Source organism: Pseudomonas sp. RC10 (assembly GCF_038397775.1).
Lineage (GTDB): Bacteria > Pseudomonadota > Gammaproteobacteria > Pseudomonadales > Pseudomonadaceae > Aquipseudomonas > Aquipseudomonas bambusae.
The window spans coordinates 3,505,746-3,531,193 of sequence record NZ_CP151650.1; the positions used below are offsets into that span (position 1 = coordinate 3,505,746).

At 62.7% G+C, this 25,448-nt stretch carries 22 protein-coding genes; 16 read left to right on the top strand and 6 right to left on the bottom strand.

Annotated features, from left to right (window positions below):
- The first annotated feature begins 1 nt into the window (after window position 1).
- The 3 genes from AAEO81_RS16165 to AAEO81_RS16175 are packed head-to-tail and all read left to right on the top strand — an operon-like array spanning window position 2 to window position 3,883.
- Window positions 2-1,015: an ABC transporter permease gene (locus AAEO81_RS16165; protein ID WP_341957759.1), complete on the top strand. Its 1,014-nt coding sequence runs from the start codon at window positions 2-4 to the stop codon at window positions 1,013-1,015.
- Complete coding sequence (locus AAEO81_RS16170; RefSeq protein WP_341957761.1) at window positions 1,012-2,802, top strand: ABC transporter ATP-binding protein; 1,791 nt, start codon at window positions 1,012-1,014, stop codon at window positions 2,800-2,802. Before AAEO81_RS16165 ends, AAEO81_RS16170 begins: the two co-directional genes overlap by 4 nt.
- 58 nt (window positions 2,803-2,860) lie before the next feature.
- Complete coding sequence (locus AAEO81_RS16175) at window positions 2,861-3,883, top strand: aldo/keto reductase (RefSeq protein WP_341957763.1); 1,023 nt, start codon at window positions 2,861-2,863, stop codon at window positions 3,881-3,883.
- A 672-nt stretch (window positions 3,884-4,555) separates the two neighbouring features.
- On the opposite strand, the gene AAEO81_RS16180 is transcribed toward AAEO81_RS16175, so the two are convergent.
- The gene (locus AAEO81_RS16180; protein WP_341957765.1) at window positions 4,556-5,782 is read right to left on the bottom strand and encodes an MFS transporter; all 1,227 of its coding nucleotides are present in this window, start codon (window positions 5,780-5,782) and stop codon (window positions 4,556-4,558) included.
- Between the two features lie 365 nt (window positions 5,783-6,147).
- Here AAEO81_RS16180 and AAEO81_RS16185 point away from each other — a divergent pair, with 365 nt between their 5' ends.
- The 5 genes from AAEO81_RS16185 to AAEO81_RS16205 all read left to right on the top strand — a co-directional run bounded on the left by AAEO81_RS16185 (window position 6,148) and on the right by AAEO81_RS16205 (window position 12,370).
- Window positions 6,148-7,140: an ABC transporter substrate-binding protein gene (locus AAEO81_RS16185; RefSeq protein ID WP_341957767.1), complete on the top strand. Its 993-nt coding sequence runs from the start codon at window positions 6,148-6,150 to the stop codon at window positions 7,138-7,140.
- The gene (locus AAEO81_RS16190) at window positions 7,133-8,857 is read left to right on the top strand and encodes an FAD-dependent oxidoreductase (protein ID WP_341957769.1); all 1,725 of its coding nucleotides are present in this window, start codon (window positions 7,133-7,135) and stop codon (window positions 8,855-8,857) included. Before AAEO81_RS16185 ends, AAEO81_RS16190 begins: the two co-directional genes overlap by 8 nt.
- A 25-nt stretch (window positions 8,858-8,882) precedes the next feature.
- Window positions 8,883-9,263, top strand: coding sequence for a 2Fe-2S iron-sulfur cluster-binding protein (locus AAEO81_RS16195; RefSeq protein WP_341957771.1), 381 nt, complete (start codon window positions 8,883-8,885; stop codon window positions 9,261-9,263).
- A gap of 97 nt (window positions 9,264-9,360) precedes the next feature.
- Window positions 9,361-10,425, top strand: coding sequence for an ABC transporter substrate-binding protein (locus AAEO81_RS16200; protein ID WP_341957773.1), 1,065 nt, complete (start codon window positions 9,361-9,363; stop codon window positions 10,423-10,425).
- Window positions 10,426-11,044: 619 nt separating this feature from the next.
- Window positions 11,045-12,370 carry an LLM class flavin-dependent oxidoreductase gene (locus AAEO81_RS16205; protein WP_341957775.1) on the top strand — a complete coding sequence of 442 codons (1,326 nt, stop codon included), beginning with the start codon at window positions 11,045-11,047 and terminating at the stop codon, window positions 12,368-12,370.
- 345 nt (window positions 12,371-12,715) lie between these two features.
- Here AAEO81_RS16205 and AAEO81_RS16210 read toward each other — a convergent pair whose 3' ends face one another.
- Window positions 12,716-13,627 carry an AraC family transcriptional regulator gene (locus AAEO81_RS16210; RefSeq protein ID WP_341957777.1) on the bottom strand — a complete coding sequence of 304 codons (912 nt, stop codon included), beginning with the start codon at window positions 13,625-13,627 and terminating at the stop codon, window positions 12,716-12,718.
- Between the two features lie 101 nt (window positions 13,628-13,728).
- Between AAEO81_RS16210 and AAEO81_RS16215 the strand changes: the two genes are divergently transcribed.
- From AAEO81_RS16215 to AAEO81_RS16235, 5 genes are read left to right on the top strand one after another with little or no spacing between them, the layout of a single operon-like run.
- Window positions 13,729-14,289, top strand: coding sequence for a carboxymuconolactone decarboxylase family protein (locus AAEO81_RS16215; RefSeq protein WP_341957778.1), 561 nt, complete (start codon window positions 13,729-13,731; stop codon window positions 14,287-14,289).
- A 46-nt stretch (window positions 14,290-14,335) separates the two neighbouring features.
- Window positions 14,336-15,406 (top strand): acyl-CoA dehydrogenase family protein, encoded by a 1,071-nt coding sequence (locus AAEO81_RS16220; protein ID WP_166594400.1) that lies wholly within the window; start codon window positions 14,336-14,338, stop codon window positions 15,404-15,406.
- Window positions 15,403-16,257 carry an ABC transporter ATP-binding protein gene (locus tag AAEO81_RS16225; protein WP_341957780.1) on the top strand — a complete coding sequence of 285 codons (855 nt, stop codon included), beginning with the start codon at window positions 15,403-15,405 and terminating at the stop codon, window positions 16,255-16,257. The genes AAEO81_RS16220 and AAEO81_RS16225 overlap by 4 nt, the downstream gene beginning before the upstream one ends.
- Entirely contained in the window at window positions 16,223-17,422 is a 1,200-nt protein-coding gene (locus AAEO81_RS16230) for an ABC transporter substrate-binding protein (RefSeq protein ID WP_341957782.1), read from the top strand. Before AAEO81_RS16225 ends, AAEO81_RS16230 begins: the two co-directional genes overlap by 35 nt.
- 32 nt (window positions 17,423-17,454) lie before the next feature.
- Window positions 17,455-18,183: an ABC transporter permease gene (locus AAEO81_RS16235; protein ID WP_341964548.1), complete on the top strand. Its 729-nt coding sequence runs from the start codon at window positions 17,455-17,457 to the stop codon at window positions 18,181-18,183.
- 126 nt (window positions 18,184-18,309) lie between these two features.
- Here AAEO81_RS16235 and AAEO81_RS16240 read toward each other — a convergent pair whose 3' ends face one another.
- The 4 genes from AAEO81_RS16240 to AAEO81_RS16255 form a co-directional block, all read right to left on the bottom strand.
- Window positions 18,310-19,146 carry a CmcJ/NvfI family oxidoreductase gene (locus AAEO81_RS16240; protein ID WP_341957783.1) on the bottom strand — a complete coding sequence of 279 codons (837 nt, stop codon included), beginning with the start codon at window positions 19,144-19,146 and terminating at the stop codon, window positions 18,310-18,312.
- 31 nt (window positions 19,147-19,177) lie between these two features.
- Entirely contained in the window at window positions 19,178-19,918 is a 741-nt protein-coding gene (locus AAEO81_RS16245; protein WP_341957784.1) for an SDR family NAD(P)-dependent oxidoreductase, read from the bottom strand.
- 120 nt (window positions 19,919-20,038) lie between these two features.
- Entirely contained in the window at window positions 20,039-21,337 is a 1,299-nt protein-coding gene (locus tag AAEO81_RS16250) for an MFS transporter (protein WP_341957785.1), read from the bottom strand.
- 199 nt (window positions 21,338-21,536) lie between these two features.
- Window positions 21,537-22,742, bottom strand: a complete 1,206-nt coding sequence (locus AAEO81_RS16255; RefSeq protein WP_341957787.1) for a LysR family transcriptional regulator — start codon at window positions 22,740-22,742, stop codon at window positions 21,537-21,539.
- 157 nt (window positions 22,743-22,899) lie between these two features.
- Between AAEO81_RS16255 and galB the strand changes: the two genes are divergently transcribed.
- The 3 genes from galB to AAEO81_RS16270 are packed head-to-tail and all read left to right on the top strand — an operon-like array spanning window position 22,900 to window position 25,429.
- On the top strand, window positions 22,900-23,634 hold the full coding sequence (gene galB / locus AAEO81_RS16260) for a 4-oxalmesaconate hydratase (RefSeq protein ID WP_341957789.1): 735 nt from the start codon (window positions 22,900-22,902) through the stop codon (window positions 23,632-23,634).
- Window positions 23,631-24,347, top strand: a complete 717-nt coding sequence (locus tag AAEO81_RS16265; protein WP_166594408.1) for a 4-carboxy-4-hydroxy-2-oxoadipate aldolase/oxaloacetate decarboxylase — start codon at window positions 23,631-23,633, stop codon at window positions 24,345-24,347. The genes galB and AAEO81_RS16265 overlap by 4 nt, the downstream gene beginning before the upstream one ends.
- Before the next feature lie 2 nt (window positions 24,348-24,349).
- Complete coding sequence (locus AAEO81_RS16270) at window positions 24,350-25,429, top strand: 4-oxalomesaconate tautomerase (protein ID WP_341957792.1); 1,080 nt, start codon at window positions 24,350-24,352, stop codon at window positions 25,427-25,429.
- Window positions 25,430-25,448: the final 19 nt, after the last annotated feature.

Genomic DNA, 25,448 nt, shown 5'->3' on the forward strand with positions numbered 1-25,448 from the left:
CATGACCCTGGAAACCTCTGCACCCATCAGCCGTCCACGGCCCGCGCCGGTCAACCTGCCGGACAGTTCCTGGCGGCAGCAACTGGGCAGTTCGCTGCTCGGGCGTTTCGCCGCCACCGGAAAAACCCTGACGGATCAGCCGGACGACCCTTCCTCTGAGTTTCACGCCCACGACCGCTGGCCCGTGCTGCGTGCCTTATTGCGCTCACCGGGCGCCGTCGTCGGCATCGGCGTGTTGCTGCTGATCGTGCTCGTGGCGTTGGCGGCGGGGCACCTGTACCCCGGCGACCCGCTGGACATGGCGGGTCAACCGCTGTTGGCGCCTGGCGAGGACTGGGCATACCCACTGGGCACCGATGCCCTCGGGCGCGACATCGCCGCTGGCCTCGCCCACGGGGCACGGGTCTCACTGTTGGTCGGCATCACGGCGGCGCTGGTCAGCGTGGTGATCGGCACCCTGATCGGCGCACTGGCCGGGTATTTCGGCGGGCGTATTGACCGGGCCCTGACCTGGCTGATCGAGCTGTTCCAGACCACGCCGTCGTTCCTGCTGGTTGTGGTGGTGGTCTCGATCACCCAATCCACGGTGGGCGTGATCGCCGTGGTGATTGGTCTGACGTCCTGGGACACCGTCGCCCGACTGGTGCGTGCGGAATTTCGCGCATTGCTCAACGCCGATTTCGTGCTGGCGGCACGGACCGTGGGCTACAGCACCCGGTGGATCATCTTTCGTGAAGTCCTGCCCAATGCTTTGCCGCCGATCATCATCACCGCGTCGGTGATTGTGGCGTCGGCGATTCTCACTGAGTCGTCGCTGTCGTTCCTCGGTGTCGGTGACCCCAACCTCATCAGCTGGGGCAGCATGATCGGCAGTGGCCGCGACATGCTGCGCAGCGCGCTTTACCTGACCGCGATCCCCGGCGCCGTGCTGGTGGTCACCGTGTTTAGCCTGAATCTGGTGGGTGACGCCCTGATCAGCGCATTGAATCCAAGACTGCGTGGGAGAACGGCATGAACGCTGTAGCCAATATCGACGACACGGGTCAGCCGTTGCTCAGCGTGAGCGATCTGCAGGTCAATTACGGCGAGTACCAGGCGGTCAAGGGCGTGAGCTTCACCGTGGCGCGGGGCGAAACCCTGGCGCTGGTGGGCGAATCCGGGTGCGGCAAGTCCACCACGGCCATGGCGATCATGCGCCTGCTGGGCGGGCGTGCCGGGATCACCGGCAACGTCGATTTCGACGGCCAGAACCTGTCCACCGTCAGCGACCCGGTGATGCGCAGCCTGCGGGGCAACGACATTTCCATGGTGTTTCAGGACCCCATGACCTCGCTGAACCCGGTGCTGAGCATCGGCGAGCAGATCGGCGAGGTGCTGCGGCGCCATCGTGGCCTGTCGCGCAAGGACGCCCGCGACGAAGCCCTGAAGCTGCTGAAAAAAGTGCGCATCCCCAACGCCGAAGCGCGGCTCGACGATTTCCCGCACAACCTCTCCGGCGGTCAGCGGCAGCGGGTGATGATCGCCATTGCCGTGGCCTGCAACCCGCGTTTGTTGATTGCGGACGAGCCCACCACCGCGCTGGACGTCACGGTGCAGGCGCACATCCTGCAACTGCTCAAGGAGTTGAGCGAGGAATACGCCATGGGCCTGCTGCTGATCACCCACGATCTGGGCGTGGTCGGGCAGTGGGCGGATCGTGTGGCGGTGATGTACGACGGGCTGATCGTCGAGTCCGGGACCACCGAGGCCATCTTCACCGCGCCGCAACACGCCTACACGAAAGGGCTGCTGGGCGCCTCGTTGCGGCTGGACACGGATGCCCATTACGCCACCGCGTCGTTGCCGGAAATCAACGTGCGCAAGCACAACAGCGGGGTCATCGAGTTCGACCTGCACAGCCATTCCCGTTATTTCACGGCGCGGGATGCCAGCACGGGCGCCCTGGAACAACCGATCCTTGACGTTCGCCATTTGCGCACCGAGTACAAGACCCGTCAGGGCACGGTCACGGCGGTGGACGACGTGAGCTTCCAGATCCGGCCCGGCGAAACCTTAGGGCTGGTGGGGGAATCCGGCTGTGGGAAGTCTACGCTGAGCAAGACGATTCTCGGGCTGATCAAGGCCCGTTCGGGGGAGATCCTGCTGAACGGGACCGATATCGCCGGTTTTGACGAAAAACAGCTGCGTGGCCATCGCCCGTTCGTGCAAATGGTGTTTCAGGACCCCTATGGCTCGCTGAACCCCAAGCACAGCGTCTACCGCATCCTCGACGGCGTGCTGAAAAACCACGGGGTGAAGAGCGCGCAAAGTCGCAGCCAGCAGATCTTCGAGATCATCCACCGTGTCGGCCTGCCGCAATCGGCGGTGTGGAAATACCCCCATGAATTTTCCGGCGGCCAGCGCCAGCGCATCGGCGTGGCGCGGGCCCTGATCCTACGGCCGTCGCTGGTGATCCTCGACGAAGCGGTGTCGTCGCTGGACGTCTCGGTGCGGGCGCAGATCCTCAACCTGCTGGCGGACCTGAAGCAGGAATTCGGGCTTTCCTACCTGTTCATTTCCCATGATCTGTCGGTGGTCAAGTACATGGCCGACCGGGTGCTGGTGATGCACGACGGCAAGATCGTCGAAGAGGGCGCCCACGACGGCATCTGGAAAAATGCCCGCCACGATTACACCCGCAAGCTCATTGGCTCCGTTCCCGTGCCGCGTTACGCGCTGGCGGACGATGAGTCGGTGCCCTATGCGGATTCGGCCTGGCAGGAACTGCCGGTGGCCATGCTGCTGTCGCGCTTCGCGGTCTAGCGACGACGTTTCCACACATTTGCTACACACACGATGAAAGACCATTGAGGGAGAAAACATGAGCGCTATCGAATACCGCAATCTGGGTCGCAACGGCATCAAGGTGTCGCCTATCACCCTGGGCACCATGATGTTCGGCGGCCAGACCGACGACAGCGTGGCCAAGCGGATCGTCGACAAGGCCTATGAGCAGGGCATCAACTTCATCGACACGGCCAATGGCTACAACGGCGGTGCATCCGAGGAAGTGGTCGGGCGCCTGATCGCCGACCGTCGCTCGCAGTGGGTGCTGTCGACCAAGTTCGTCAACCCGAACCCCGGCGCTATTGGGCCGAACGATCGTGGCGCGTCCCGCCACAACGTCATTCAGTCGGTGGACGCCAGCCTCAAACGCCTGAACACCGATTACATCGACCTGTTCTACCTGCACCGCGAAGACCACACGACGCCGGTGGAAGAGACCGTTCGCGCGCTGTCCGACCTGATTCGTGCGGGCAAGATTCGGTCTTACGGGCTGTCCAACCACCGGGGCTGGAAACTCGCCGAGTTCAGCCGTGCGGCGGATGTGCTGGGGGTTGAGCGTCCGGCGGCAAGCCAGCCGTTGTACAACCTGGCCAACCGTCAGATTGAAAACGAGCATTTGCCTGCGGCCGAGTATTACGGGATTGGCGTGGTGTCCTACAGCCCGCTGGCCCGTGGTGTACTGACCGCGAAGTACGACCCGACGCAGCCGCCGTCCGAAGGCACTCGCGCCGGTCGCAACGACAAGCGCCTGCAACAGACCGAATGGCGGCCGGAGTCGCTGAACCTGGCGCAACGGGTCAAGGACCACGCGCAGTCGCGGGGCATCACACCGGGCCAGTTCGCGTTGGCATGGGTGCTGAACAACCGGCTCATCACGTCCGCCATCGCGGGTCCGCGTACTGAAGAGCAATGGAACGACTACGTGCCCGCGCTGAACTACGCGTTCACGGCAGAAGACGAAGCCTTCATCGACGACCTGGTCATCACCGGCCATTCCTCGACACCGGGCTACAACGACCCGAGCCACCCGTTTGCGGGGCGTAAGTCGAGGGTTTGATCAAACGTCAGGCCTCGCCGCAAACCTTGTGGGAGACGCCGGAGGTTACGGCGGCAGCGAAGGCGGAGTGTCAGATGATTCATCTCTCACTGATCCACCGCTTTCGCGGCCGTCGTAACCTCCGGCTGCTCCCACAGGGTCGGCGGATGCCGCAGCTCACAGGCTAGACACAGCCTTTGACGATATCCCGCTCTTCATTCCAGCCGGACTCCACCGGTCAGCCTATGCGGAGCACAGGAACGATCAATTTCAGAAACACCACTGAAGATTGCCTCGCCGCAAAACCTTGTGGGAGACGCCGGAGGTTACGACGACAGCGAAGGCGGAGTGTCAGAGGATTCATCTCTCACTGATCCACCGCTTTCGCGGCCGTCGTAACCTCCGGCTGCTCCCACAGGGTCAGCGGATGCCGCAGCTCCCAGGCTAGACACAGCCTTTGACGATCTCCCGCTCTTCATTCCAGCCGGACTCGACCGGTCAGCCTATGCGGAGCACAGGAACGATCAATTTCAGAAACACCACTGAAGTTTGCCTCGCCGCAAAACCTTGTAGGAGACGCCGGAGGTTACGACGGCAGCGAAGGCGTCGTGTCAGATGATTCATCTCTCACTGATCCACCGCTTTCGCGGCCGTCGTAATCTCCGGCAGCTCCCACAGGGTCGGCGGATGACCCTACGATTGCGCGGTCAAATCCCACCCACGCCACGGCCTCTGCACCAACAACCCACCCGCCAGCGTCACGGCCACCAGCCCCCAGACGGCGATGGTGGTGGTCACGCCCCATCGATCCGCGAGAAACCCGCCAATCAGCGTCGCTACGGGCTGCAGGCCGAAGCCGATGATGCTGAACAACCCCATCAGACGTCCGCGCATGGCCGCAGGGGAGAGGATCTGGACCATGCTGGTGCAGGTCACCATGGCCTGTGACGTTGCCAGCCCGAACATGAACAACGCGATCAACTGCAGCGCCAGCCATTGACTCAGTGCGCTCACGATCAGCCAGCCGCCCATCCACACCAGCGTGAGCGACAACGTCAGCCCCATGCGTTTGATATGGCTGATGACCGGCGACAGAAAGAACGCATACACCAGCGACCCGGACGCCGCCGCTGCCAGCAACAGGCCCGTGCGCCGGGGATCGCCGTGGGCCACGGCGGGCAACAGGGCCAGGGTGCCCAAGCCGAACATCGTCAGCGTCGCGCAGCAGATGTAAAGGTTGCGCAGGGTCAGGGTGTCGCGGATGTGCGCCAGTGCCTCGATCAGCGAAGCGGCCGTCTGCCCCTGACGCCGCTCCTGATTCACGCCGCGCAACGAGATCAGTGAGAAAATCACCACCCAGTACGACAAACCGTTGGCCCAGAACGCTGCCGACATCCCCACCTGCGCCACCAGATACCCCGCCAGCGTGGGCCCCACCGTCCGGCACACGTTGAGGATCATCGAGTTGATGCTGATCAGCTTGCGGATGTTGTCCATCCCGGCCAGGTCAAACAGAAACGCCTGCTGGGTCGGGAAATACACGGAGTTCACACAGCCCATGAGAAAGGCGAACACATAGATATGCGCCAATTGCACGTGCTCGGCCTGAATCATCGCGGCGATGGCGAACGTCAGCGCGATCTCCAGCAGATGGCAACCGATGAGCAGTTTGCGCCGGTCGTAGCGGTCGGCGAGGCCGCCGGTGAACAGGCTGAACGCCAGAATCGGCACGCTTGAACACAATGCGCTGACGCCAAGGGCAAACGCCTGCCCGCCGGACAACTGATAGACCAACAGCGCCATCGCCGTCTGTTGCAGCCAGATGCCGATCATTGAGACAGACTGGCCCGACAGATAAACCCGTGTATGCGCCGTGCGCAAAGGCGTGAAGTTATTCAACCACAACGAAAGGGCAGACATCGGCGTTATCGATCCGGTCAATAATAATGAAGTGGATGTTTATTGACTGTTGTTGATTCAACAGTGCTGTTGCTCAGGCAACACTGAACTAACGTGAGCAACTTAAAACGCTCGACAGACTGATGAGTGTGTCAATGACTGTCAATCAATCCCCGGTCATAAACTCAGAACGTAACGGTCTATCTGCTGTTATTTAGTTTGGATTACACTCGCTGCACCTCGCACGAGGCCTCTATAGACAACCGCGTTGTTTCTATTAAATGTCGTGCGACCACGTCCGCCATTGATGAAGTTTCCCGTTGCAGCCGTTGGATTGCGAACAACGCCTGCGAATGCCCAAACCCATTCCGTTAATGGCCGATTTCATGACCGATCTGAACCTGTGGTACACCCGTTGCCCCACCCCGACGCCCCTCGGCCTTGCCGTGAAACTGGGCTATCTGGAATCTGCGCTGGCGCAGCATTCGGTGGGCATCCAGTCGCTGCAAAGCTCGACGGATGAAAAAGTCCGCGCCAGCCATTTCGATCACTCCCAGCCATGGTCCTTCCGCCAGGGCGGCAACATTCCCCCGATCCACGCCCGTGCCAGTGGGCGAGACACCCGGTTGGTCGGCATCACCTGGATCGACGAATTTCAGGCGGTCATCACGCTGCCGTCATCGGGCATCACCGACGCTTCGCAACTGGCGGGCAAACGCCTCGGCCTGCCACGCCAGCCGCCGGGGATCATCGACTTCCAGCGCGCCACGGCGCTTAAGGGCTTGCTCTCGACCCTTGAAGTCGCCGGGATTGCGCGCAAGGACGTGCATTTTGTCGACGTCGTGACGCAGACCCCGCACTTCGGCCAGGCCACCGTGGGCTATCCGCCCGAGCTGAAACGCCGTCTGCCGTACGCGGCGGAATTCACGCAACTGATCAAAGGCACCATCGACGCGTTTTTCGTCAAAGGCGCGGAAGGCCTGAGCGTGGCCCATCAGTTCGGCGCAGTGATCCTCAGTGAAACCGGCAGCCACCGCGACGCGGCGATACGCATCAACAACGGCACGCCACGGCTGTTGACGGTGGACGGCACGCTCGCTCAAGAGCGGCCGGATCTGGTTGAAGCGTTATTGCAATCTGTGCAGCGTGCGGGCGAATGGGCGGCGCAGAACCCCGATTTGACCCAGCGCTTCGTGGCCCAGGAAATCGGCGTGTCCGAGGAAGCGGTTCAAGGGGCCTTCGGCCCGGACCTGCACCTTAAATTCACCACCCACCTCGACCCGTCGGGTGTGGAAGCGATTCAGTCGTTCAAGCATTTCCTGTTGCGCGAAGGCTTCATCGAACAGGATTTTTCGGTTGAGGACTGGCTGCATGTCTGAGTCGCCCTCGGTCTGGGACGTCATCGTGTTGGGCGGTGGGGCAGCCGGTCTGGTCGCGGCGTTTCATGCGCGTCAGGCCGGGGCGTCCGTGCTGGTGGTCAACAAGGGGCTGGTCGGTCGCAGCGGGGCGACGATCACCTCGGGCGGCGGCGTGTCCATTGCGGGGGAAAGCCTGCGTGCCTTGGGCCTCGACGCCGATGCCAGCGACACCGAAGAGCGCTTTCTGCACGACACCATCACGGCGGGCTCCTGGCTCAACGACCAGCAGTTGGTTGAAAGTATGGTCACCGGCGTGGGCGAAGAGGTCGGTCGGCTGGTGGATTGGGGCATCAAATTCACCCTCAACCGGCGTGCGCCCGGTCACAGCAGCGGGCGGGGCATTCACATCAGTGGCGTGGACATGCAGCGCGCGTTGACGCGGATTGCGGTGCAGGCGGGGGTGAGTTTTCGCGAGGACTTTCAATCGACGCAATTGCTGCAACGCCAGGGCGAGGTGGTCGGCGTGCTGGGCCTGGACCGTCGCACCGGCTCGGTGGACAGTATTTTTGGCCACGCCACGGTGATCGCCACAGGTGGCGCCACCTCGAACTGGAGCTTGCGCACTGCACCGGAAGAGCTGTCCGGAGAAGGACAGCGCATGGCGGTGGAAGCGGGCGCGACCCTGATCGACATGGAAATGACCCAGTTCTTGCCCTGCTGCCTGGCCGCCCCGGCAATCTGGCGCGGTTTGCAGTTTCCATGGATTCTTGGCCCGCAAAGCGGCGTCCACGCGTGGCTGATGAACCGTTTCGGCGAACGCTTCATGGCCCGGTGGGACCCGGCCCGCATGGAGCTGGCGACCCGCGACATGGTGTCGGCCGCCTGCGCCACGGAAGTCTACGAAGGGCGCGGCAGTCCCAACGGTGGCGTGTACTTGTCATGGAAACACCTGCCCAACGACATCATCGACAACTTCCCGTTGAACTCCCGCAACATCAGCGCCGATTGGCAGTGGGAAGGCTTCGACATGACGCCGTTGGTGGAGCGCATCAAGCAGGGCTACGCCATCGAAGTCGCCCCCGCCGCGCACTTTTCCCTCGGCGGCGTGCGCGTCGACAAAGGCGCCAACACCGGCGTCCCAGGGCTGTTCGCCTGCGGTGAGGCCACTGGCGCGATGCACGGCGCCAATCGCCTGTCTGGCAACGCGGGTGCGCAAGTGTTGGTGCAGGGCAGGGTGGCCGGGGTCGCGGCGGCCCGTGATGCACGGGATCGCCGTGCCCGTGACCGCCACGCCGAAAACCTGGGCAGCGCCTACGCGACGACGATCGCGCCGTTCGAACGGGACAGCGGCGTTGTGCCCTTCGAACTCAAGGAGCCACTGTCGCAACTGGCCGAAACGGCGCTCGGGCCGGTGCGCACGGCCGAGTCGATTGCCAAGGCTCAGGCCACGTTGGCAGATCTGAAAGACAACGCCCTGCCGCAGTTGGCCTGCCGCACCCGGGATTTGATGTGGAACCGCGACTGGAGCGACGCGCTGGAATGTCAGGCGGCGTTTTCAGTGCTGGACGCCGCGTTGCTCGGTGCCGCCGGACGTACCCATTCCATCGGCGCACACCAGCGTCACGACCACAAAGACGCTTACGCCGGGCCGCTGAGCCACTCGCTCATCCGTTACGACGGTCAGGCACTGGTGCGTGATACCACCCCCGTGGCCTTTCCGTTTTTAGCGCGGCCATGAACCTTTTCGTTATCGGGAGCCTTGCATGCTGATGCACCTGACGCTGTTTCGTGACGGCGAGCTTCGCCAGTTGGACATTCAACTGCCGCCACCTGCCGGTCTGGGGTTGGGCATTGATCGCTGGGAAGGCGCGTCGGTCAGTACCGCGCTGCAGTATGTCCAGCGCGTGTTCGAACCCAATTTTGGTTATGCACTGTCGTGCCGTCGTGGGCTGTGCAAGCTCTGCGCGATGCGCATCGACGGTGAGGTCAAGCTGGCGTGCACCGTGCCGTTGCACGACGGCATTCGCATCGAACCGGCCAAGCCGAAACTGGCGCTGCACGACACCGTGGTCGAGCTGAGTCTGGTGCGGGAGAAGCCCCAGCGGATCAAGGCTGTGCAAGTGGCCGCCGACATCACGCCATGAATCGCAACACCTCAACAACCACCTGACTGCCTGTCGGGATTGCCTTTATCCAACGTCAAGCGTCCCGCGTTAAGCGAACCTATTCAGGAGTCTGATCATGTCCGAAGCACTGCTAAAAGAACCGCAAGCCCTCGAAATCACGGCACCGACCACGATCTGGTACACCCGCTGCCCGGTGCCCACCACGTCTGGCATCGCTCAGCACAAACACTGGCTGCAAAACGAGTTCGCCCGCCAGGGCATCACCCTGGATTCGATTCGCGCCTCCCAGGACCGCGCCGTGCGTGAATCGCACTTCCGCCACAGCCTGGCCGGCAGCTTCCGTGAAGGCGGCAACGTGCCGCCGATCTGGGCCAAGGCGCAGGGACAGGACACCGTGGTGGTGGGCATCACGTGGGTCGATGAGGAGCAGTTGGTGTTCGTACGCGGCGACAGCGACATCAAGACCGTTGCCGACCTGCGTGGCCGTAAACTCGGCGTGGTGCGCAAGGCCGCCAGCGACTTGGTGGACGTGGGCCGGGCCGAGGGGCTGCGCGGGCTGTTGACCGCCTTGCAACTGGGCGGCGTGCCACGGGACAGCGTGGAAATCGTTGACATCGCGACACCGGAGTGGGACCTCAAGGAAGGCTCGAAAACCCGCGAAGACCATCATGCGATTCCGACACTGGCGTTGCTCAACGGCACCGTGGACGCGATCTTCATCAAGGGCGCGGGCAGTGCTCGTGCGCTGGCGCAGGGGCTGCGGCCGATCCTCAACATCAACGAACAGGAAAACCCGTTGCTGCGGCTGAGCGCCGGTTCGCCGCGACCCATCACCGTGGATCGCCAGACGCTGCAAGATTCGCCCGAGATCGTCACCCGTTACCTCGCCGTGCTGTTGAAGACCTACGAATGGGCCAAGGACCATCCGCAGGAAGTGGTCGACACCATCGCCGCCGAAACCGCGACCGATGCCGAGAGCGTGCGCTACGCGTTCGGCCCTGAGCTGCACCTGTCGTTCGAACCGAAACTGTCGGAAATCTACCTCGAAGGTTTGCGTCGGCAGAAGGATTTCCTGCTGGCCGAAGGTTTCATCGACAAGGACTTCGACTTCGACAGCTGGATCGACCCCGCACCGCTGGAAAAGGCCTGGGCATTGAAGGATGAGATTGTGTTGGGCTAACCCCCATTAGACAGCGCTGCCATGGGCGGCGCCTGCACTTTTTTTCGCGAATAAATTCGCTCCCACAGGTAATCGGCGGCGTTGCCAAATGCTAAGTCCGACGCGGTTTTTACTGTGGGAGCGAATTCATTCGCGAAGGGGCCGGTACATCCTAGCGAATAGGTGCCGGCTGTACCCCCGTCTCGCGAATAAATTCGCTCCAACAGGGATTCGGCGGCGTTGCCAAATGCTGAGTCCGACGCGGTTTTTCTGTAGGAGCGAATTCATTCGCGAAGGGGCCGGTACATCCAGTGAATAGGTGCCGGCTGTACCCCCGTCTCGCGAATAAATTCGCTCCTACAGGGATTCGGCGGCGTTGCCAAATGCTGAGTCCGACGCGGTTTTTACTGTGGGAGCGAATTCATTCGCGAAGGGGCCGGTACATCCTAGCGAATAGGTGCCGGCTGTACCCCCCGTTTTGCGAATAAATTCGCTCCCACAGGTGCGGCAGCGCGCGGCGATACCGTGAACGACCCCAACCCTCTAGCAGCACCAAATCGCATAAGCCAGTCCATCAGGTTATTGGACCGCAGACCCCTCCAGACTCGATGCTGGCGTTTTATCGACTGTCGGACCCTCCATGACCACACCCCGTCAACTCAAACTCGGCGCGTTCATGCGCCCGGTCAGCATTCACACCGGCGCATGGCGTTACCCCAATGCCTGGCGTGATGCGAATTTCAATTTCGGGCACCTGAAACGCCTGATCCAGACCCTGGAAAAAGCCCGTTTCGATGCCTTCTTCATGGCCGATCACCTGGCCATGCTCAACATGCCTATCGAAGCGTTGAAACGCAGCCATACCGCCACGTCGTTCGAGCCGTTCACGCTGTTGTCGGCGCTGAGTCAGGCCACGGAACACATCGGCCTGGTGGCCACGGCCTCGACGACCTTTGACGAACCCTTTCACATCGCCCGCCGTTTCGCGTCCCTTGATCACCTGAGCAACGGCCGGGCGGGCTGGAACATTGTCACCACCTCCAACCCCGACGCCGCCTTGAACTTCGGCCTCGAAGAACACCTGGACCACGACCAGCGCTACGCCCGTGCCCGTGAGTTTTACGACGTGGTGACCGGCTTGTGGGACAGCTGGGCGGACGACGCGTTTGTCCGTGATGCCGACAGCGGCGTGTACTTTGATCCGGAGAAACTGCACACCCTCAATCACAAAGGTCAATACCTGTCGGTGCGCGGCCCGTTGCACATTGCGCGTCCACCCCAAGGCTGGCCAGTGATTGTGCAGGCAGGGGCCTCGGAGCCGGGGCGCCAGTTAGCGGCGGAAACCGCCGAGGTCATCTTTGTGGCGCCGGGAACGCTCGATGAAGGCCGCGAGTTCTACGCCGACGTGAAAGGCCGGATGGCGCGCATTGGGCGTGATCCTGATCACCTGAAAATCCTGCCGGGCGCGTTTGTCGTGGTCGGCGATACGGTGGAAGAGGCCCGACGCATTCGGGCGCACCTGGACAGTCTGGTGCACGAGCAGAGCGCGATTGCGTCGCTGTCAGTGGCGCTCGGCGTGGACGCCAGCCGTTTCGACCTCGACGGCTTTTTGCCCCCGATCCCGCCCACCAACGCCAGCCGCAGCACGCAGGAGCGGGTGCTGGCGTTGGCCGATCGCGAACAGCTCACGGTCCGGCAACTGGCGCAGCGATTGGGCGGTTATGCCGGGCTGTCCTTCGTCGGCACCGAGCAGACCATCGCCGATGAGATGCAGACCTGGCTGGAAACCCACGGCAGCGACGGCTTCAACATCATGTTCCCGTGGCTGCCGGGCGGGCTGGATGACTTCGTCGCGAAGGTCATTCCCGAGTTGCAGGCACGCGGGATATTTCGCAAGGAATATGAAGGCACCACATTGCGCGAGAACCTGGGATTGCCAAGGCCGGTGAACCGGTTTTTTGGGTGAGGCGCGGTGGTGTACCCACGCTTCAAAAACGCCACATATCCCGTAATGCTGCATGGCAACGCGCAATCCCTGTAGGAGCGAATTCATTCGCGAGAGGCCGGTACAACCAACACATCTCCACCGCCTGATGCATCTTTCGCCGTATTGCCGCCCAGAATGAATTCGCTCCTACAGATTCAGCCCGCGCCGGACGACGCACTGCCGAGCAGCACGCAATCCCTGTAGGAGCGAATTCATTCGCGAAGGGGCCGGTACATTCAGCGAATCAGTGTCGGCTGTACACCCGTCTCGCGAATAAATTCGCTCCTACAGGTAATCAGCGGCGCTGCCAAATGCTGAGCCAGATCACCGCCGATCATGCTGCTTGCGATACGCCCCCGGCTGCACACCCTCGGCCTTGGTGAACGCGCGGGTGAAGGCGGACACCGATTGGTAGCCCACGGCGCTGGCGACGTGTTCGACGGTCTGGTTGGCTTTGAGCAAGTGGGCGGCGTGGCGCATGCGCAGGGCGAGCAGGACGTTGCCCGGCGATTGCCCGGCGATTTCGTTGAAGCGTTTGAAGAAGGCCGAACGCGACAAGCCGGTGCACGCGGCCATGGCCTCCAGCGTCCAGGCATGTTCGGGGCGTTCGATCATCTGTTGCAGCAGCGCGGCGAACAGCGGCTGGCGGGCGAGGGCCACCAGCCCGCCCAGCGCCGGATTGCCGCCGACGTGTTGGCGCAGCACGTACAAAAACAGCAAATGGCTCAACCGCTCCAGGAGCGTCGATGAAGGGCCTGACGCGCGCTGACATTCCTGCAGAATCAACTCGAACACACTGCGCGCCGCCGTGGACGACGGGTCTCCCGCCCGCAGAATGATGAAATCGGGCAACGCTTCCACGATCAGCGATGACAAACCGGCATGAAAATGAAAGAAGCCGCACACCAGCCCTACGCCATCGGCAGCGGCACTGTCCAGCGCGAGCATTTCCATGCGCGGTTGACCCTGTGCGGCCTGAGCGTCGGCCTCATTCGACAGCCGATACGGCAAATCCCGCAGCAGAAACACCGCATCCCCCGTATCCAGGTGCTGAGGCTGATCATGGCCCTCAACGTGCAGCCAGCATTGCCCCTGCACCAACACATGAAAGCTCGATCGCGCCAGCCCCTGCGTGCTGGCATGCCAGCCGCCGCAATAGCGGCCCACGTGGAAAATGCTGGCGTCCAGCTCAAGACTCTCTAATAACCAATCGATTAGCGGGGTGGCGAAATTCATCTAATGGAAACACTCAGAAGCAAGTAATCGCTACTTTAGAATATGGAGTGAAATTTTTATAACCAACACACTGGTCGGACCCTCTACCACAGGAGTCCAACATGTCCCGCGTCACTGTGCAAACCCTGCAAAGCGCGCCTGAAGCCGCCAAACCCTTTCTGGAAAACGCGCTCAAGGCCAACGGTTATCTGCCCAATCTGCTCGGCGTGCTGGCCAATGCACCGGCCGCGCTGGAGACCTACCTGACCGTCTCGGCGATCAATGGCAAGGCTGAGCTAAGTCTGGCCGAAAGGGAAGTGGTGCAACTGATCGCAGCGACCCGTCATGGCTGCTCGTTCTGCGTCGCGGGCCACACGGCCGTGGGATTGAACAAGGCACGTCTGGCCCCGGAGGTCGTCGAGGCCCTGCGCACAGGTTCCGCGCTGCCCGAGGCGAAGCTCGAAACACTGGCCGCTTTCGCCCGTGAAGTGATTGCCACCCGTGGCGACGTTTCCGACACCACCTATGCCGCGTTCAAAGGGGCAGGTTACAGCGAAGGCAATGCGCTGGAAGTGATCCTCGGCGTCAGCCTGGCGACCCTGTGCAACTTCGCCAACGTGTTCGCCCAGACCGAGCTCAACCCGGAGCTTGAGAAATACCAATGGCAACGTTCCGCGCAATGATTGCGGGCGTCGATGCATGAATGAACGACAGATAAGGAGAGCTCTCATGGTGGATTCGGTACTTGGCCATTGGCTGGATGCGCACGCCCAGGCACTGGATCTCGGCCAGTGCGATCCGGAGTCCGTGTTGCCGCAACTGGCCGACGCCGGGGTGATGCGGGTCGGCATTGGCCGGAAAGACGGCGGTTCAGGCGGCACGCTGGCCGACGCGGTGGAGACCGTGGCGGCCATCGCGACCCATTCGGTGACGGCGGCGTTCGTGTTCTGGGGGCAACGGGCGTTCATCGAATACCTGCTGCACAGCCCCAATGCGCGATTGAGGGAAACCCTGCTGCCCGCGCTGCTCGACGGTTCGCTGGCGGGGGCCACAGGGCTCTCCAACGCGATGAAGTTTTTATCCGGCATCGAAACCCTGCAAGTGCGCGGCATTGAAAACCCAGATGGCTGGTCACTGGAAGGCCGCTTGCACTGGGTGACCAACTTGCGCAAACAGAGTTTCGTGGTCGCGGCGGCCATTGAGGGCGAGGCGGGGAAAAAGCCCTTCGTCATGGCCATCCCTTCGACTGCCAGCGGCCTGCGCCGCTCCGAAGACTTGCAGCTCATGGGCTTGCAGTCGAGCAACACCGCAGCGCTGGAGTTCAGCGACATCGAACTGTCCCGCGACTGGTTGTTGCACCCCGATGCGAAGCAGTTTCTGCCGGCGGTGCGTCCCGGCTTTCTCGGCCTGCAATGCGGCTTGTCGATCGGCCTGGCGCGGCGTTCACTGGACGAAGTCAAACGTCACCTTGATGGCACGCGTTCGGTGCTGAGCGCCGAACATCATGAACAGGTCGAGCGTCTGGAGTCCGTCATCAGCGGACTCAAGGCCGGGTTGCTCGATGGCCGTTTTCTGACCCAGGCCGCCGCGCTGTTCCGCTTGCGCATCGCCCTGGCGCAGTCCGTCGCAAGCGCCGTGCAACTGGAGCTGCAAGCCAGTGGCGGCAAGGCGTTTCTCGATGAGCACGGCAGCGCGTTTGCCCGACGCTGGCGCGAGTCGGCGTTCATCCCCATCGTCACGCCGAGCCTGGTGCAACTTCAGGGCGAGTTGCAGCGTCAGGCCCGAGAGTCGGCGGCATGAACGGGTCCGCGAATCCCGTGCTGAGCGCCCGGAACATCAGCCTGGGGTACGCCCGCGAGCAAGGCTGGCAGCACGTGTTGGCGCAGTTCGACCTGGACGTGCGCGCCGGGGAGGTGGTCTCGATTCTCGGTCCCAGCGGCGTCGGCAAGTCGAGCCTTTTGCGCGTATTGGCCGGCCTGCAAACCGCGCACACCGGTGACGTCCACGTGACGGGTGAGCCGCTGACCGGGCCGCATCCTCGAGTCGCTGTGGCGTTTCAGGACCCGAGCCTGTTGCCGTGGCTGACCCTGGAAAAGAACGTGGCCTTCGGGCTGGATTTCGCCAGTCAGCCGTCCTTGAGCGCGGCTGAACGGCAAACCCGAGTCGATCAGGCCATCGCGGAAGTCGGCCTGAGCCATGCGCGCGGCTATCACCCGGCGCAGTTGTCGGGCGGCATGGCGCAGCGTACGGCGCTGGCCCGATGCCTGGCGCGTCAGCCGCTGGTGTTGCTGCTGGACGAACCCTTCGGGGCGCTGGACGAGGTGACCCGCGCCGACATGCAACAGCTGCTGCTGGACGTGACGGCGCGACATGACACCGCCGCGATACTGATCACCCACGACATCGACGAAGCCTTGCTGCTCTCCAACCGCATTCTGCTACTGGGCGACACCCCGGCGCGGACGGTGGGCGAGTGGCACATCGATCTGCCACGGCCTCGGGCCGAGCTGGTCGAGGAAATGGGCGCGTTGCGTGTCGACATTCTGAAAACCCTTCGGCGGGCGAGCCGCAACCCACACCCTCGAACCGAATCGCTCGAACCGCCGGAGATTGGCCATGTGCCTGGACGACTTCACTCACACCCGTCGTGATTTTTTGAAACTGAGCGCGATGCTCACCGCCGCCGGCGCCATGCCGCTGCTCAACAGCCTGCAAGCCCGGGCCGCCGCCGAACCGGATGCCCCGGTGCGCATCGGCTACTTGCCGATCACTGACGCCACGCCGCTGCTGGTGGCCCATCACAATGGCCTGTTCGAAGCCGAAGGCATTCAGGCCGAGCGTCCGGTGCTGTTGCGCAGTTGGGCGCAGGTCATTGAGGCGTTCATTTCCGGGCAGGTCAACGTGATTCACCTGCTGTCGCCGATGACCGTCTGGGCGCGCTACGGCAGCAAGGTCCCGGCCAAGGTCGTGGCGTGGAACCACGTTGGCGGCTCGGGTTTGACCGTCGGCCCGGACATTACCGACGTCAAGCAATTGGGCGGGCAGTCCATCGCCATTCCCTTCTGGTATTCGGTGCACAACGTCGTGGTGCAACAGCTGCTGCGCGACAACGGCCTGACCCCGGTGAGCAAACCGGCCAACGCACAACTGGCGGCCAACGAGGTGAACCTGGTGGTGCTGCCCCCGTCGGACATGCCGCCCGCGCTGGCCAGCAAACGCATTGCCGGGTACATCGTCGCCGAGCCGTTCAATGCCTTGGCGGAGGATTTGAAAGTCGGTCGCGTGCAGCGCTTTACCGGCGACGTCTGGCGCAACCATGCGTGCTGCGTGGTGTTCATGCACGAGCACGATTTGAACAACCGGCCGGAGTGGTCGCAGAAGGTGGTCAACGCCATCGTCAAGGCGCAGGTCTGGACCCGTGACAACCGCGCCGAGGCCGCGAAGCTGCTGTCCAAGGACGGCGCCAACCGTTACACGCCTCACGCCCAGACCGTGCTCGATCGGGTGTTGTCGCCGGCCGCCAGTGAGCGGCAGGGCTACCTCGCCAGCGGCGCCATTCAGCACGCGCAATGGGACGAGCACCGCATCGATTTCCAGCCGTACCCGTTCCCGAGCTACACCGAGGAGCTGGTGCGCCGCTTGAAAGACACGCTGATCGAAGGTGACAAGGGCTTCCTCGCCAGCCTCGATCCGAAAACCGTCGCTGGCGATCTGGTCGATGACCGTTTCGTGCGCAACAGCATTGCGGCGGTGGGTGGGTTGAAAACCTTCGGCCTCGCCGAGAGCTTTCAGCGGAACGAGGAGTACAGCGCTTGACGGCAGGCAAGTACGCGTCGCTTGGGCCTTGGCTGCTGGGGATCGGCGGGCTGCTGTGCCTGCTGATCATCTGGTGGCTGGGCATTCACCTGTTCGGCGATCCGAAGGGGCTGTCGGCCCGGTTTTCCCCGCAGGCAACCCTCGCCAGTCTCTGGACGCTGTTGGGCAGTGCCGAGCTGTACGGCCACGTGTGGGTGAGCCTGAAACGCATTCTTGTGGGGTTGCTGCTGGCCTTGCTGATCGGCGTGCCGTTGGGCCTGTTGATCGGCAGCTCGCGGAATCTGGAAGCGGCGACCACACCGGCGTTTCAATTCCTGCGCATGATCTCGCCGCTGTCGTGGATGCCCGTGGTGGTGATGCTGATGGGCGTGGGCGACCAGCCGATCTATTTCCTGCTGACCTTCGCGGCGGTGTGGCCGATCCTGTTGAACACCGTGGCGGGGGTGAAACAGCTCGACCCGCGCTGGCTGCAACTCAGTCGCAGCTTGAGCGCCAGTCGCCGGGAAACGCTGATCAAAGTCATCATGCCCGGCGTGCTAGGGCATGTGCTGACCGGGGTGAGGTTGTCGATCGGCATCCTCTGGATCGTATTGGTGCCGTGCGAAATGCTCGGCGTCAGCGCGGGCCTGGGCTACTTCATCCTCGACACCCGCGACCGCCTCGCGTACTCGGAATTGATGGCCATGGTGCTGCTGATCGGCGTGCTGGGCTTCATGCTCGACGCCCTGGCCCGTGGACTGCATCGGCGGTGGGTGCATTGAGGTCACAGGCTCGCTCCCACAGGGGGCTGTGTCGCCTCCGAATTTCAGGGCTGATCCGAATCAAACTGGGGGATCAATTTCACAAACGCCACCGCCGGCAAGCCGGACTGCTACAGGGTGTGCGATTCACTCCTCAAAAAACACCAACGCCCGCAATTCGATACTGCGGCGCGGCGGTGCGTTGGGCGGGGTGGTGGGGTCGTCGAAGGCGGTGTGGGCGCCGGCCCGGGCGATGAGGTCGGTTCTGGAATCGTAGATCTTCAACAGCAACGCTTCCTCGGGGCGCAGTTGCGGGTAGTAATACCAGCGGTGGTTTGGATTGGCCCGGATGGAAAACGTCTCGCCCACCTTGTCGCGGTACACCAGATCGCTGGGGATAAAGTCCTCGGCGTCCATCGTGCTGGCGTCGCACAAGGCCAGCGGAGTGGTGAAAATTGGCCCGCCGATCGGGCGCCACAGGTTGATGATCGCGAAACGTTTTTGCAGGCGCTGTTCGGCTTCCTCGGCGGGCAGATGATCACGCACGCGGCGGATGGCCGAGCGCTCGGTCTGGTCGTTGTGCACGTAGCGCACCGGTTCGCGCAGGCCCGCCGCTTCACGACCTGGCTGATCGACGCGGATCGTGTGGTCAAAAATCACCGTTTTGACTGCACCGGTCTGTGCCCGCAATAGCGCATCCGCTTCGGCGTAATACTGCTGCACGACCTGCGCCTCGTCTTCCGGGTCCGCCACGGCACTGGCCTGTTCGACCCGCTGAAACCCTTGGGCGTCGAGCAAAGGCTCGGTCTTGAGCAAACGCGCGTTATGAATATCCACGCGCGTCGGTTGCAGGGTGCCGGTGCGTTGCGGCTGGCCATCGGGCTGCGGCCAGGTGTAATTGACTGGCCGGACGCCGTCGTCCAGCAGGTAATTGAGTTCGCCGACGACAGACGCCGGTCCGAGGTTTGGCTGATGAATGCCCATGTGAACGTTCCTCCAGTGGAGACGAAGCGCTTCAGAAAGGTTCTTTGTAGGGCCGCAGGTCGAGCTCCTGAGTCCAGGCGCTGCGCGGTTGTGAATGCAGGTACCAATAGGCGTCGGCGATGTCGTCCAGCGCCAGCGTGCCGTCGTCGCCCAGTTGTTCGAAACGCTGCGGAGCATGGCTGCGGATGCGTTCGCCATTGATCGCACCGTCGATCACCACATGCGCGACGTGCACGTTTTGCGGGCCGAATTCCCGGGCGAACGATTGGCTCAGCGAGCGCAACCCGGCCTTGGCGGCGGCAAAGGCGGCGAAGGGCGGTTTGCCGCGCAACGCGGAGGTCGCACCGGTGAACAGCAACGTGCCGCCGCCGTTTTCCAGCAGCAGCCGGGTCGTTTCCCGGGCGAAGATAAACCCGCCGAGGGTGGACGCGCGCCAGGTCTGCTCAAACAGTTCGGTGCTCAGCTCCAGCGTCGGCGCGACCACGGAGTTGCCGACGTTGAAGATCGCGACCTTCAGCGGACCCCACTCACGAATGCGCTGGATGGCGGCAAGCGTGTCGGCTTCGCTGCCTGCATCGCCCGGCAACGCGAGGGCTTCGCCATCGACGGCTTCGATGCTACGCACCACAGCGTTGAGTTTTTCAGGACTGCGGCCACTCACCGCCACCTTATAACCACCTTGGGCAAAACGCCTGGCAAGGGCGGCGCCCAAGCCTTCGACGGCGCCGACACCCGTGATCCAGACCACTTCTTTCGCAAGGGATGAGGACATGGAATCCACTCTCAGAGATCGATAGAAATCCACTCTACCTGCCCCGATCCAAGACCCCATAGACTTTGGAGCGCTATCCATATAGCTAGGATTTAGCTTTAAGCTCTGATGACCCTGTGGTCACCGAAAAACGACTGGGGTTTTCTTGAGCCCTGCTTCCGTGGGGGACGGCTCGGTCACCATACTCGCCGGGTGGTCGCTGAGGTCCACGCCCGTGGCATTCGGCAGGCACATCGCTGCAATGAAGGCGATGAGGTACGAGCTCACCGCGAAGACTCCCATGGCCACGGGCAGGCTCATTTCTGTCGAGGCGAAGCCCACGGCGGCGGGCATGATCGAGCCGAAGCCGCGGCCGAAGCTGGTGCAGAAACCGGCGCCGTTGGCGCGAATCTGGGTGGGGTAGAGCTCGGAAAACGCCAGTGGCAAACCGGACGCGAGCCCGCCCTGGAACGCGCCGAGCAACAGTCCGAGCGCCAATACCACGGTCATGTTGACCGGCGCGAACATGTAGACCGAGACCACCAGCGTCTGGCAGATCAGGAACAGCATGAAGGCCTTGCCACGGCTGATGTAGTCACTGATCAGGCCATAAACGAACGGGCCGATCAGCGAGCCGATGATGTTCACCGCGAGGTAGCCGGACGTAGACGCAATGGGCAGGTTAAGCACCGTGCGCATGTAGGTCGGCAGCCAGGTGATCATGATGTACGCCGCGCCGAAGATTCCGCTGGCCAGGATCGTGCTGATCAACGTGATGCGGCGGTGCTCGCCACCGAAGATCACCCGAAGGTCGATCTTGCGCGATTGCTTGCTCACCTGCTGGAACGCCTCGGATTCCGGCACCAGGCGACGGATGAACCAGATCAACAGCGCAGGCAGCAGGCCGATGGCGAAAAAGGCGCGCCAGGCGATGTCCTCCGGTAGAAACGCGAACACCACGGGCATCACGGTCAGGGAGATGGCGTAACCCACGGCGTAGCCGCTTTGCACCGAGGCAGCCACCCGGCCGCGCAAGGCGGGTTTGATGGCTTCGCTGATCAGCACCGCGCCCACGACGGCTTCGCCACCGTAGCCAATGCCTTGCAGGAAGCGTACGGGCAGAAACGACCAGAAGCCGTTGCAGAACCCCGCCATGCAGGTGAAGGTCGCGACCCACAGGACCGTGGCCTGCATGACTTTGATGCGGCCGTAACGGTCGGCCAGCATGCCGGCGCCCCAACCGCCGATGGCGCTGCCGATCAACGAGACTGAGCCGAGCAGACCCGCGTCGGATTTGCTCAACGCCAGCACGGTCATCAGCACGGGCATCATCAACGCGTAGATCGTGGAATCCATCGAGTCGAGGGTGAAGCCACCGAAGCAGGCCCAATAGGTCCGCTTCTCCTGTTTGTTCAAGTCCGAATACCAACCCAGTCGCATGGTGCTTTCCTTTATTTTTATAGGAGGACGTCAGCAGGCTAAATCGGAACGGGCAGGCAGGCCTCTGCGAAATGCTGATGGAGCCTGCGATTATGGTTATGGACCCTTTGCGCCAATGATCGCGGGGGCTTTTCAGGTGTCGGTCGATTGTCGAATAAAGAAAAGCGATAGCGCTGAGGTCGGCAGCGAATCGTGCTGATCAATGATCGGCCATTTCTTTCACGACGTGTCTGATCGCCCCCATCGCTGCATTGGCCGCCGCCGAATGCAGGCTGGCGTTGCGGTAGATGAGGCCGATGGGGCGCGCCGTGCCACTGAGTTGCACGTCGATTTGACAGAGCTCACCGGAGGCCATCTCCTGCTCCAATTGATGGCGGGACACCGCCGCCAGCATGTCCGAGCGCAGCAACAAACCGCGAATGATGGCCATGTCAGCGGTTTCGACCACTGGCCATGGCGCCTGAACACTCGCTTCGGTGAAGCAGGCTTCCAGCAGACGGCGAGCGGGCGAACCGGCGCGGGGCAATACCCACCGGGCATTGGCCAACGCGTGCACGGCGACCGGCCCGGTACTCAGCGGGTGATCATGGCGCGCCAGAACCACCATTTCCTCGACGAGTAAGGCTTCTCCGGTCATGTCCGAGGCGTAGTCCGCCGAGCGCAAGGCCCCAAAAATAAAATCGATGTCTCCCACACGCAGTTCCGTGGCCAGGAAATCAAAGGGGCTTTCGTTGGTGATGACCCGGATGCCGGGGTGCTCGGCGGTCAGGCGGACGATGGCTTCGGGCAGGATTCGCGTGCGCCCCAGGGGCAGGGCGCCGACGTGCACGACGCCTTCCAGCGCGCCGCGCATGGCGGTGATGTCCGAACGCATATGCCGCAGCTCATTAAGGGCGCGGCGGATGGGGAACAGGATTTCGAGGCTGACGCGGGTGGGCTGCAACCCTTTGGGTGTGCGCTCGAACAATGATTGGCCGCAGCCGCCTTCCATGACCTTGAGCGCCGAACTGACCGCTGGCTGGCTCAGGCCGAAATGCCGGGCCACCGTCTGCATGTGCCGGGTTTCGCAGAGTTTGACGAACAGTTCCAGGCGTCGCGCCTGAAACAGGTACAGGGGTTCAACGAGTGGGGTCGCCGCGTTGAGCAAGAGGGGCACGGTCTGCAACTCGTCGAGGACGCGCAACGCGCGGGGCAGAATCCGTTCGCCGGATTCACTGAGGCGCATGCCGTTGACGTGGCGTTCGAACAGCGACACACCAAGCGCGATTTCCAGCTCGGAGACCGCCCGCGTGACCACCGATTGCGCCCGATACAGGGCTTCCGACGCCTTGGACACGCTGCCCAACTGCGCGACGCGGACGAAGGCGCGGACCTGCATGAGGTTGACGAGGTCATCACTGAACATAGGGGGCGGGGCGCTCCGAAAGGCACGAATGACGGGAATATGCGGTGCGTCGGCGTGCCGCGCAATAAGTAAAACGTATATCAGCATGGGTTGAACGCATTATTCGTCGACCCAGACGGGTGACATGCTCTGGAAAAAAGCAGGAGGTTCATCCCACATGGTCACCCCACAGAAAACCGCACTGGTCGTCAGCGCTCATTCCGCCGATTTCGTCTGGCGCGCAGGCGGTTCAATCGCCCTGCACGTGAGTCAGGGCTACGCCGTGCACATCGTCTGCCTGTCATTTGGCGAACGGGGCGAGTCGGCCAAGCTGTGGCGCAAGGGCGAGATGACTGAAGACAAGGTCAAAGACGCCCGCCGTACCGAAGCGCTGGCCGCCGCCGAGATTCTGGGCGCCAGCATCGAGTTCTTTGACATCGGCGATTACCCGATGCGCGCCGATCGGGAGACCTTGTTCCGTCTGGCAGACGTGTTTCGTCGCGTGCAGCCGTCCTTCGTGCTCAGCCATTCGCTGAAAGACCCCTACAACTACGATCACCCGCTGGCCATGAACCTGACGCAAGAGGCCCGAATCATTGCCCAGGCAGAAGGGTATCGTCCGGGGGAAAAAATAGTCGGCGCGCCACCGGTCTACAGCTTCGAGCCGCACCAGCCCGAACAATGCGAATGGCGGCCCGACGTGCTGCTGGACATCACCAGCGTCTGGGACCGTAAATACGCGGCCATCCAGTGCATGGCGGGTCAGGAACACCTGTGGGAGTACTACACACGGGTCGCGCTGCAACGGGGCGTCCAGGCCAAGCGCAACGTGGGCATCACCTCGGCGCGGGACATCGTCTATGGCGAGGGGTATCAAAGCATCTTCCCGCGCGTGACGGAGAATCTGGCATGAGTCACTTGATTGGAAAATCAGGCTTCGTGGTGCGTCAGATTCCCCGTGCCGACCCGTCGTCCATTGATGATCTGAGCCGTTTCGGTGTCGCCACCGTGCACGAAGCCCAAGGCCGCAAGGGCTTGCTCAGCAGCCGGTTGCGGCCTATTCAGCAGGGCGTGTGCGTCAGCGGCACTGCCGTCACCGTGTCGGTGGCGCCGGGTGACAACTGGATGTTTCACGTGGCGGTGGAGCAGTGCCAGCAAGGCGACATTCTGGTCGTCGCGCCGACGTCGCCGTGCACCGATGGTTATTTCGGCGATCTGTTGGCCACGTCGCTCAAGGCCCGGGGTGTACGCGCGTTGGTGATCGATGCGGGTGTTCGCGACACACAGACCCTGCGCGAGATGGGATTTGCCGTGTGGTCCAGCGCGGTGCACGCGCAAGGCACTGTGAAAGAGGTGCTGGGCTCGGTCAATTTACCCATCATCTGTGCGGGACAGTTGATCAATGCCGGGGATGTCATCGTCGCCGATGACGACGGCGTGGTGGTGGTCCGACACGCTGAACTCGCCCCGGTGCTTGACGCAACGCGCAAGCGGGCAGACCTTGAGGAGCAGAAACGCGTCAGGCTGGCCAATGGCGAATTGGGCCTCGACATCTACGACATGCGCGGCCGTCTCGCGGAGAAAGGCCTGACGTATGTCGACCGACTGGAAGAGATCGAACACTGACGATGAGTCAAACCCGCATTCCCTGTCTGTTCATGCGTGGCGGCACCTCCAAGGGCGCGTATTTTCTCGCGAGTGATCTGCCTGCGCCGGGGGAGGTGCGTGATCGGGTGTTGCTGGCCGTGATGGGGTCGCCGGATACCCGGCAGATCAATGGCCTGGGGGGCGGGGATTCACTGACCAGCAAGGTGGCGATCATCAGCCCTTCCGAACGGGAAGATGCCGACGTGGATTACCTGTTCGCCCAGGTGTTGGTGGACGAGCCTCGTGTGGATTACGGCCAGAATTGCGGCAACGTCCTGGCAGGCGTCGGACCGTTCGCCCTTGAGCGGGGTTTGATTGCAGCCTTTCCGGGTGTGACGCCGGTTCGGGTGTTCATGGTCAATACGGGGCAGGTGGCGGTGATCCACGTCCCTACGGCCAATGGCGAGGTCGATTACGCGGGCGATCAACGCATTGACGGTGTGCCGGGAACAGGGGCGGCGCTGGCGATCGAATTCAAGGACATCGCCGGGTCGAGTTGCGGCGCCTTGTTGCCCACTGGCCGAGCACGGGATGTGATCGACGGCATTGAGGTCACGTGCATCGACTTCGGCATGCCTGTGGTACTGATCCGCGCAGGCGATCTGAGCAAGAGCGGTCACGAAACCCCGCACTGCCTCGATGCCGATGCGACGCTTAAAGCGCGACTGGAGTCGATCCGTCTCCAGGCCGGCCCTTTGATGAACCTCGGGGAGGTCGGTCAGCGCAACGTGCCAAAAATGGTCTTGGTTGCTGCGCCCCGTGAAGGTGGCGCGATCTGCACCCGATCGTTCATCCCGCACCGTTGCCACACGGCCATTGGTGTCTTCGGCGCGGTGAGTGTGGCGGCGGCCTGTCTGCTGCCTGGCTCTGTCGCCGATGACTTCGTGGAACGGGAGGACACCGACCCTCAGCGCCTGAAGATCGAACACCCCACGGGGCACTTCGTCGCTGAGATCCATAGGTCTGAAGGGCAGCTGCTTGGCGGAGGTATTGTTCGCACCGCTCGGCTGCTGTTCGAAGGCCGCGTGTGCATTCCTGCCACCGTGTGGAAACCGGCTTGATCCTGTTAGCGCGCACCAA

What these genes read in the sequence shown, in the direction of transcription:
- AAEO81_RS16165 (WP_341957759.1), top strand. Translation starts at nt 2, where the DNA reads ATGACCCTGGAAACCTCTGCACCCATCAGCCGTCCACGGCCCGCGCCG.
- AAEO81_RS16170 (WP_341957761.1), top strand. Translation starts at nt 1,012, where the DNA reads ATGAACGCTGTAGCCAATATCGACGACACGGGTCAGCCGTTGCTCAGC.
- AAEO81_RS16175 (WP_341957763.1), top strand. Translation starts at nt 2,861, where the DNA reads ATGAGCGCTATCGAATACCGCAATCTGGGTCGCAACGGCATCAAGGTG.
- AAEO81_RS16180 (WP_341957765.1), bottom strand. Translation starts at nt 5,782, where the DNA reads ATGTCTGCCCTTTCGTTGTGGTTGAATAACTTCACGCCTTTGCGCACG.
- AAEO81_RS16185 (WP_341957767.1), top strand. Translation starts at nt 6,148, where the DNA reads ATGACCGATCTGAACCTGTGGTACACCCGTTGCCCCACCCCGACGCCC.
- AAEO81_RS16190 (WP_341957769.1), top strand. Translation starts at nt 7,133, where the DNA reads ATGTCTGAGTCGCCCTCGGTCTGGGACGTCATCGTGTTGGGCGGTGGG.
- AAEO81_RS16195 (WP_341957771.1), top strand. Translation starts at nt 8,883, where the DNA reads ATGCTGATGCACCTGACGCTGTTTCGTGACGGCGAGCTTCGCCAGTTG.
- AAEO81_RS16200 (WP_341957773.1), top strand. Translation starts at nt 9,361, where the DNA reads ATGTCCGAAGCACTGCTAAAAGAACCGCAAGCCCTCGAAATCACGGCA.
- AAEO81_RS16205 (WP_341957775.1), top strand. Translation starts at nt 11,045, where the DNA reads ATGACCACACCCCGTCAACTCAAACTCGGCGCGTTCATGCGCCCGGTC.
- AAEO81_RS16210 (WP_341957777.1), bottom strand. Translation starts at nt 13,627, where the DNA reads ATGAATTTCGCCACCCCGCTAATCGATTGGTTATTAGAGAGTCTTGAG.
- AAEO81_RS16215 (WP_341957778.1), top strand. Translation starts at nt 13,729, where the DNA reads ATGTCCCGCGTCACTGTGCAAACCCTGCAAAGCGCGCCTGAAGCCGCC.
- AAEO81_RS16220 (WP_166594400.1), top strand. Translation starts at nt 14,336, where the DNA reads ATGGTGGATTCGGTACTTGGCCATTGGCTGGATGCGCACGCCCAGGCA.
- AAEO81_RS16225 (WP_341957780.1), top strand. Translation starts at nt 15,403, where the DNA reads ATGAACGGGTCCGCGAATCCCGTGCTGAGCGCCCGGAACATCAGCCTG.
- AAEO81_RS16230 (WP_341957782.1), top strand. Translation starts at nt 16,223, where the DNA reads ATGTGCCTGGACGACTTCACTCACACCCGTCGTGATTTTTTGAAACTG.
- AAEO81_RS16240 (WP_341957783.1), bottom strand. Translation starts at nt 19,146, where the DNA reads ATGGGCATTCATCAGCCAAACCTCGGACCGGCGTCTGTCGTCGGCGAA.
- AAEO81_RS16245 (WP_341957784.1), bottom strand. Translation starts at nt 19,918, where the DNA reads ATGTCCTCATCCCTTGCGAAAGAAGTGGTCTGGATCACGGGTGTCGGC.
- AAEO81_RS16250 (WP_341957785.1), bottom strand. Translation starts at nt 21,337, where the DNA reads ATGCGACTGGGTTGGTATTCGGACTTGAACAAACAGGAGAAGCGGACC.
- AAEO81_RS16255 (WP_341957787.1), bottom strand. Translation starts at nt 22,742, where the DNA reads ATGTTCAGTGATGACCTCGTCAACCTCATGCAGGTCCGCGCCTTCGTC.
- galB (WP_341957789.1), top strand. Translation starts at nt 22,900, where the DNA reads ATGGTCACCCCACAGAAAACCGCACTGGTCGTCAGCGCTCATTCCGCC.
- AAEO81_RS16265 (WP_166594408.1), top strand. Translation starts at nt 23,631, where the DNA reads ATGAGTCACTTGATTGGAAAATCAGGCTTCGTGGTGCGTCAGATTCCC.
- AAEO81_RS16270 (WP_341957792.1), top strand. Translation starts at nt 24,350, where the DNA reads ATGAGTCAAACCCGCATTCCCTGTCTGTTCATGCGTGGCGGCACCTCC.